The sequence below is a fragment of the Rhodopseudomonas sp. BR0C11 genome, from assembly GCF_010820945.1.
Taxonomy (GTDB): domain Bacteria; phylum Pseudomonadota; class Alphaproteobacteria; order Rhizobiales; family Xanthobacteraceae; genus Rhodopseudomonas; species Rhodopseudomonas palustris_H.
In genome coordinates this window covers 1-7120 of sequence record NZ_QTKI01000246.1, presented here as the reverse complement: position 1 = coordinate 7120, position 7120 = coordinate 1, and the positions used below count along the sequence as shown (strand labels likewise).

At 67.0% G+C, this 7120-nt stretch carries 10 protein-coding genes; 8 read left to right on the top strand and 2 right to left on the bottom strand.

All coding sequences use genetic code 11. The features are described from left to right. Positions 1 to 617 (bottom strand): LysR family transcriptional regulator (locus DYI24_RS17580; protein WP_164573217.1); only part of this gene is annotated, 617 nt, incomplete at its 3' end. A gap of 99 nt (positions 618 to 716) precedes the next feature. On the opposite strand from DYI24_RS17580, the gene DYI24_RS17575 reads away from it, so the two are divergent. The 3 genes from DYI24_RS17575 to DYI24_RS17565 all read left to right on the top strand — a co-directional run bounded on the left by DYI24_RS17575 (position 717) and on the right by DYI24_RS17565 (position 2424). Beyond that, positions 717 to 1469 (top strand): enoyl-CoA hydratase-related protein, encoded by a 753-nt coding sequence (locus tag DYI24_RS17575; RefSeq protein WP_164573216.1) that lies wholly within the window; start codon positions 717 to 719, stop codon positions 1467 to 1469. 138 nt (positions 1470 to 1607) lie between these two features. Further along, positions 1608 to 1952: a DUF4189 domain-containing protein gene (locus DYI24_RS17570; protein ID WP_205523567.1), complete on the top strand. Its 345-nt coding sequence runs from the start codon at positions 1608 to 1610 to the stop codon at positions 1950 to 1952. 61 nt (positions 1953 to 2013) lie between these two features. Next, positions 2014 to 2424: a DUF2000 family protein gene (locus DYI24_RS17565; protein WP_164573214.1), complete on the top strand. Its 411-nt coding sequence runs from the start codon at positions 2014 to 2016 to the stop codon at positions 2422 to 2424. Between the two features lie 8 nt (positions 2425 to 2432). On the opposite strand, the gene DYI24_RS28110 is transcribed toward DYI24_RS17565, so the two are convergent. Next, positions 2433 to 2609, bottom strand: coding sequence for a hypothetical protein (locus tag DYI24_RS28110; RefSeq protein WP_199852153.1), 177 nt, complete (start codon positions 2607 to 2609; stop codon positions 2433 to 2435). A 203-nt stretch (positions 2610 to 2812) separates the two neighbouring features. On the opposite strand from DYI24_RS28110, the gene DYI24_RS17560 reads away from it, so the two are divergent. From DYI24_RS17560 to DYI24_RS17540, 5 genes are all read left to right on the top strand, one after another. Next, positions 2813 to 3952 (top strand): GGDEF domain-containing protein, encoded by a 1140-nt coding sequence (locus tag DYI24_RS17560; RefSeq protein ID WP_164573213.1) that lies wholly within the window; start codon positions 2813 to 2815, stop codon positions 3950 to 3952. A gap of 69 nt (positions 3953 to 4021) precedes the next feature. Further along, complete coding sequence (locus tag DYI24_RS17555) at positions 4022 to 4738, top strand: TetR/AcrR family transcriptional regulator (protein WP_164573212.1); 717 nt, start codon at positions 4022 to 4024, stop codon at positions 4736 to 4738. Next, a complete protein-coding gene (locus DYI24_RS17550) occupies positions 4735 to 5538 on the top strand; it encodes an HlyD family secretion protein (protein ID WP_164573211.1) in 804 nt (267 codons plus the stop codon). The genes DYI24_RS17555 and DYI24_RS17550 overlap by 4 nt, the downstream gene beginning before the upstream one ends. Then, entirely contained in the window at positions 5535 to 6488 is a 954-nt protein-coding gene (locus tag DYI24_RS17545) for an ABC transporter ATP-binding protein (RefSeq protein WP_164573210.1), read from the top strand. Before DYI24_RS17550 ends, DYI24_RS17545 begins: the two co-directional genes overlap by 4 nt. Then, on the top strand, positions 6485 to 7120 hold a 636-nt coding region (locus DYI24_RS17540; protein ID WP_164573209.1), incomplete at its 3' end, for an ABC transporter permease. The genes DYI24_RS17545 and DYI24_RS17540, both read left to right, overlap by 4 nt.

The window sequence follows — 7120 nt, the reverse complement described above, 5'->3', positions numbered from 1 at the left end:
ATCCGAAACCGCACGCCTGCCGTGCTGAGCAGGCGGCGGCCGGTGCCGACGAGTTCGCAGCTCTGACGCAACACGAAGGGTTGGCCGTCGAGGTCGGCCAGCGCCACGGTGCGGCGGCCTGACCACGGATGATCAGGTCCGACGAACAGCCGGAACGGTTCGCTCAGCAGCAGCTTGCGGTGCAGATTGCGATGCGGCGCGATCGACAGCGCCAGATCGAGCCCGCCGCTCGCGACCAGCTTTTCGAGTTCGTCGGCCGGCGCTTCGATCAGTTCGATCGCGTCACCATCGGCTGGCAACAGCCGTGGCAGCCAATGGGCGGCGAGGCTGGTCAGCACGCCGAGCTTCAGCCGTGCCGGTGCCGGTCCGGTCAGTTCGCGCTTTGCCTCCGCCAGCGTCTGCAGCGCCATGCGCACTTTGGCTTCGAGCCGCTTCGCGCTCGGCAGTGCCCGGATGCCGCGTCCATCCGGCGCGAACAGCGCCGTGCCGAAGTCTCGCTCCAGTCCCTTCAGGGCCTGCGACAGCGTCGGCTGGGTGATGCCGAGTTGTTCGGCGGCGCGTGACACCGAGCCAGCCTGCATCACGGCGAGAAAGTAACGCAGGTGCCGCACATTCATTGAAAATTCCGATCGATCTTTTTGAACGATTGATTTTACCAGATCCAGCCTGGGCGGCTAGATCGGCGCTGGCGTGGCGGCAGTCAGGGAGAAGCCGGTATGGTGGTGAAAATCGATCGTCAGGGCGCCATCGGCATCGTCACGCTGGATCGGCCGCAGGCCCGCAACGCGCTGTCGCGCGAAGTGATCAACGCGCTGGCCGAGGCGCTCGATGAACTGGAACGGGATGCTGCCATCGCCGCGATCGTGCTGACCGGCCGCGAGGTGTTCTGCGCCGGCGCCGACATTGCAGAGATGCGCGGTATCGATCTTGCGACGGCGCTGGCCGAGGATTTTTCCGGCTGCTGCGACCGGCTGGCCACCTGCACTAAGCCGCTGATCGCGGCGGTCGAGGGCTATGCGATCGGCGGCGGCTGCGAACTGATCGAGATGTGCGACCTGGTGATCGCCGGCGCCGGCGCGAGGTTCGGTCACCCGGAGATTGCGCTTGGTACGCTATCGGGCGGTGGCGGCACGCAGCGGCTGGCGCGGGCGGTGGGGCGCGCCCGCGCGATGGATCTGATCCTGACCGGCCGGCTGATCTCCGCGACCGAGGCCGAGCGGATCGGGCTGATCAGCCGCGTGGTCGGTGATGGCACGGCGTACCCGGCCGCCTGCGAGGCGGCCGCGCTGATCGCGGCGCATCCGGTGCAAGCGGTACGATTCGCCAAACAGGCGGTCGACCGCGCGGTCTCGGTCGGGCTTGCTGACGGGCTGGCGCTGGAGCGGCGGCTGTTTCACCTCAGCTTCGCGACCGGTGAATTGCAGCCTCGGCTCGAGCGTTTTCTGGCGCGGCGGAGTCCGCACCGCTGATCGGCCTGCCTCATCGCCGGCGATTTGCGCTTCGTTCACCAAGTTGAAACGGCCGGCCGGATAATTTGGAACCCGGGTTGAACCTCGGGGGAGGGGACGTTGCGATTGTTGATTGCCGCGTGGCGCAAAGCCGCGCTGATGGTTGTTGTTTGGATCGTGTGTTTGCATCTCGTTGCGCCGGCACATGCGGCTGGTGCTCTGGCGGTCGGCAAATGCGGCGCTTATGGCCAAGCCTTTGACTATCCGGCGGAGGCGGCCGCGATCGCGGCGGCGCGGCAGCGCTGCAAGGGCGAGTGCACCATGCTGACGATGCGCCGGGCCTGTGCGGCGCTGGCCGTCGACATGAGCAATCCCTGCGGCGCGCACGGCTACGCGGTGGAATCGAAGATTTCCTCTTCGCTCAACGCCGCAACCCGGCGCTGCTACGAATATGGCGGCAAGGAATGTGTGATCCGCGCCTGGGCGTGTGACGCCAAGGGCTGAATTGTCTGACCTGAAACGATCGTGAACTGACAGGCCGGGATGGCCGCGCTATCAGCACCGCATGCAGTTCGATACCAAGATCGCGCTGGTGATCCGCACCGATCTCGAAGCCTGGCAGAAGCTGAACGTAGCCGCGTTCCTCACTTCGGGCATCGCTGCGGCGTTCCCGGAGTGCATCGGTGAGCCTTATGAAGACGGCAGCGGAACGCCGTATCACCCGCTGATCGGTCAGCCGATCCTGGTGTACGGCGCCGATGGCACAGGTCTGTCGCGCGCGCTGGAGCGGGCGCTGGCCCGCAACGTCAAGCCGGCGATCTACACCGAGGCGATGTTCAAGACCACGCACGATGCCGCCAACCGCGAGGCGGTGAAGGCGGTGGCGCGGGCGGATCTGCTGCTGGTTGGCCTCGCCGTCCGAGCCGACCGCAAGGTGGTCGACAAGATCCTCGACGGCCTCAAGTTCCACACCTGAGACGAGTGCTATTCCGGCATCGGCCGCGGCCGCTCCTGGAGATCCTCGGCGCGATAGTTTTCCTTGGCGACCGTCTCGGTCAACTGCTTTTCGGCGGCACTGCGCGTTCGGTTGCGCATCACTGCGTAGGCGATCGCGATCCCCAGCACGATGATTCCGATACCCCACAGCCATTCGGTGGACATGCGTTCTCTCCCTCGATGTTGTGTCGGGACAATCCCAAGTGCTGTCGGGCGTTCCCAATCGTTCGTCTCGTCGGGTGCGGCTTAGCGGCTCGTTAGGCATCGCAGCCGGAAACCGTGGGTGGCAGAGCTGCATCAACGCATCGTAAGCGGCCACGCGCGCAAATAAGGGACGCGGCGACACCGCCGATTCCACGGACGCGAGCGTGACCGACCAGTTGCCCATTCCCCATGACCGCCGGACATCCGATGCGCCGGATAGCGCCCATCCGATGCGCGGTGCCGGTGCTCGGCGGCGGTTTCTGATCGGGACGCTGCTGGTCAACCTTGCCGCGCTTTCGATCGACTTCGCCGTGCTCGATGCACGGCATCTGGCGTTTGCGCTGGGGTTACGGCTGCTGCTGGTTACGCCGCTGGTGCTGCTCGCGCTGGTGCTCAACCGGCGGCCGGACGACCGGGCGATGCAGTCGGCCGTGCAGGCCACGGCCGTGGTGGCATTCGCGCTGTCGGTGACGGCGATCGGCCAGTTCGCGCCGGAGCCGTTCGCCGGACGCTACATGATGGCGGCGCTGTTCGTGATCTTCGCCGGCGCGCTGGTCTCAGCGCTGTCCTGGCCGGCCACCAAGATCATGACCGTCACCGGCACGGTGCTGTACATCCTGATCACCGTCACCGGCCTGCGCTGGCCGCCGGCATGGACCAACATCGATCTGGTCGGGCTGTGCATCGTCACCTGCGTGATCGCGCTGCGCGCCCGTCAGCGCAAGGATGCGCAGATCGCCGAACTGGAAGCGATCCGCCGCAACGATGCGCGGCTGAAGCGCGATCTGCGCCAGGCCAATGCGGCGCTGGAGCGGCTGTCCGCGACCGACGCCCTGACCGGCGTGTTCAACCGCCGCTACCTCGACGAACTGATCGAGCAGGAGGCGGCCTCAATCGTGCCGTCGCTCGGGCAGAGCGTGCTGATGATCGACGTCGATCATTTCAAGCTGTTCAACGACCACGGTGGCCACGCCGCCGGTGACCGCTGCCTGCAGCAGATCGTCACTGCCGTGCGCCGCAACCTGCGCTCCTGCGATATCGTGGTGCGCTATGGCGGCGAGGAATTTGCCGTGGTGCTGCCCGGGCTCGATGAGGCCGAGCTGCACGAGACGGCCGAGCGGCTGTGCCATGCAGTCAGCGACCTGAAGATCCCGCACCCGGGCCTCGGGGGCGGCCGCGTCGTCACCATCAGCGTCGGCATCGCGCCCGCCATTCCGGCCGAAACCCTGGCCGATGCGATCCAGCGCGCCGACCAATCCCTGTATCGCGCCAAACGCGCCGGCCGTAACCGCGTCAGCGCCTGAACGATCGTCCCCCAAAGGGTGGAACGCCGAGATCTTGATTATGACTGACTGGTCAGTCATAATGTGTGGATGAAGCGTGCCTCAAACAGTCCGCCGATGTCTGCTCCCGTCGCTGCGAAGGGAGCTGCTGCGGCCCGCCGCTCCGCGCCAGCGACCAAGCCAGCTTCGGCAGCGGAGGCGCCGTCGACCCGCGCCGCCAAGGCGGCGGAACGGCGCGCCGCCATCATCGAGGCGGCGCTGGATGAATTCACCGCGCGCGGCTTCGCGGCGACCCGGATCGATGACGTCGCCAAGCGTGCCGGCGTCGCCAAGGGCACGATCTATCTGCACTTCACCGACAAAGAGGCGATGTTTCAGGAGCTGGTGCGCACCGCGCTGGTGCCGACCATGCAGCGGCTGACGTCGCCGCCACCGCCCGGCGTTTCGGCGCGGCAGATGCTCGAGACGTTCGCCGACGCCTTCGTGAACGATGTCGCGCAGACACGGCGCGGTGACATCCTGCGGCTGGTGATGGCGGAGGGCACGCGGTTTCCGTCGCTGGCGGAATTTCACTACCGCAACGTGGTCGAGCCGGGCGTCGCCGGCATTCGCCGCATCCTGGAGCTCGGCGTCGCCCGCGGCGAAATCAGCTCTGCCGCGCTGGCTCAGTTTCCGCAGCTCGCGGTCGCGCCGGTGGTGCTGTCGGTGATCTGGCAGGGGCTGTTCGGCCGGTTCGCGCCGCTCGATGTCCAGGCGATGCTGCGCGCGCATCTCGATCTGATTTTCGGCGAAAGGACGGCGTCATGACGCGACCCTCGCTCATTTTGCGCGGCTGCGCTACGGCGCTGCTCGCGCTGGCACTCGCAAGCTGCGGCAAGGGCAACGATCCCGGTTATCAGGGCTGGGTCGAGGCCGATCTGATCTTCGTCAGCCCGGACGAATCCGGCCGCATTACCAAGCTCAAGGTGCGCGAAGGCGACGAGGCGAAGACCGGCGAACTGATCTACACGCTCGACGACGACCTGCAGCAGGCCGACCTCAACCAGAATATGGCGACGCTCGCCAACGCCAGGCAGACCTTCGACCGCGCGCAGTCGCTGTCGAAGACCGGCTCCGGCACCCAGGCCAATCTCGACGCCGCGGTCTCGACGCTGCGGGTCGCCGAAGCGCGCGTCGAGACCTCGAAGACGCGGCTGGCGCGGCGCGAAATCCGCGCGCCGGTGACCGGCACGGTGCAGCAGATCTACTTCCGCGAAGGCGAGATGGTGGCGGCGCAGAAGCCGGTGCTGTCGATCTTGCCGCCGGGCAACATGAAGATCCGGTTCTACGTGCCGGAGCCGGAGCTGCCGAAGCTCGCGATCGGCGAGAAGGTGCGGGTGACGTGCGATAATTGCGCGGCGGATCTGTCGGCGGATATCTATTTCATCTCGACCACGGCGGAGTACACCCCGCCGGTGATCTACAGCCTCGATGAGCGCAATAAGCTCGTCTATCTGATCCAGGCGCGGCCGAACAAGCCGGTGAGCCTGCGGGTCGGCCAGCCGGTCAGCGTGTATTTGCCATCGGCCGCCGCGGCGCCTTCGCCGGTCGCGGCCAGCAAGCCATGACCGACGCGCCGACCATCGCGGCCGATGCCCGCGACATCGCGATCGATGTCCGCGGCCTCACCAAGTCGTTCAACGGCCGCGAGGTGGTGCACGACCTGTCGATGCAGGTGAGGCGCGGCTCGATCTACGGCTTCCTCGGCCCCAATGGCTCCGGCAAGACCACGACGATCCGGATGCTGTGCGGGCTGCTGACGCCGGACCGCGGCGAGGGCAGCTGTCTCGGCTTCGACATCCGCACCGATGCAGCAAAGATCAAGCGCCGGGTCGGCTACATGACGCAGCGCTTCAGCCTGTATCAGGACCTGTCGGTGCGCGAGAATCTCGAATTCGTCGCCCGGCTCTACGGCGTGCCCGATGCACGCGGCGCGGCGCGCGAGATGATCAAGCGGCTCGGGCTGTCAGGGCGCGAGGAGCAGCTTGCCGGCGAACTGTCAGGCGGCTGGAAGCAGCGGCTCGCGCTCGGCGCCTGCACACTGCCGAATCCGCAATTGCTGCTGCTCGACGAGCCGACCGCAGGCGTCGATCCGAAAGCCCGCCGCGACTTCTGGAACGAGATCCACGCGCTCGCTGCCGAGGGGCTCACCGTGCTGGTCTCGACCCATTACATGGACGAGGCAGAGCGCTGTCATGAGATCGCCTACATCGCTTACGGCCATCTGCTGGCGCACGGCACCGTCGATCAGGTGATCGCAGGCTCGCAACTCACCACCTGGGTCGCCACCGGCGAAGGCCTCGGCCCGCTGGCACACGAGCTTGCCGATAAGCCCGGCGTCGACATGGTGGCGCCGTTCGGCACCAGCCTGCACGTCTCCGGCCGCGATCAGGCCGCGCTCGACCAGACGCTGGCGCCGTATCGTAACAACCCGCGGCAGAGCTGGCAGCACGGCGCGCCCTCGCTCGAGGACGTGTTCATCGAGCTGATGAGCCGGTCGAAGGACAACTTCCAATGACCGCGGCCCGGGCCGATGCGCCGACGCCAGGCGCGCCGATCAAGGAGCCGCGGTTCGGCTTCCTGCGCCGCACCTACGCGATGCTGGTCAAGGAGCTGATCCAGCTCAAGCGCGACCGTCTCACCTTCGCGATGATCATCGTGATCCCGGTGATGCAGCTGCTGCTGTTCGGCTACGCCATCAACACCACGCCGCGGCATCTGCCGACCGCCGTGCTGCTGCAGGAGGATTCCGATCTCGGCCGCTCGATCCTGAAGGCGCTGGAGAACACCGCGTACTTCAAGTTCACCCGCGAAGTGCACAGCGTCGCCGAGTTCGATGATTTGCTGCTGTCCGGTCGCGTGCTGTTCGGGGTCGAAATCCCGCGCGGGTTCGAACGCGCGGTGCGGCGCGGCGACAAGCCGGCGATCCTGGTCGCGGCCGATGCCACCGATCCGGTCGCCGCCGGCTCGGCCCTGTCGGCGCTCGGGCAGATCGTGCAGACCGCGCTGATGCACGACCGGGTCGGTGGCGATCCCGCCAATCCGCCGTTCGAGATCCGCGCCCACGCCCGCTACAACCCAGCCGCCTCGTCGCGGCTCAACATCGTGCCCGGTCTGGTCGGCACCATCCTGACCATGACGATGCTGATC